General features: G+C 68.3%; 1 protein-coding gene. It reads right to left on the minus strand.

Translation table 11 applies throughout. The annotated features are described in order from the left end of the window. Nucleotides 1-232: AMP-binding protein (locus ACVA6Q_RS24865; RefSeq protein ID WP_446649256.1), on the minus strand; the 232-nt coding region annotated here is incomplete at its 3' end. Nucleotides 233-246: the final 14 nt, after the last annotated feature.

Here is a 246-nt window from a genome sequence, read left to right on the forward strand (position 1 = left end):
TCGACGGCCACGGACGCTTGACGACCAGGATGCCGCCTTGCCCGTTCGGCAAGTCCTGCCCGGTTTCATCGACGATGGCGGCCATGATGCCCGGCAGCGGCAACGTGCACGAGCCCGGCACCAGCGGCGTGGCGCCCGGCAGCGGGGTCATCATGTGGCCGCCGGTTTCGGTCTGCCAGAAGGTATCGACCACCGGGCAACGGCCGCCGCCGATGTTCGTGTGGTACCACATCCAGGCTTCTGGGT

This window comes from Vibrio sp. DNB22_10_4, from assembly GCF_052879755.1.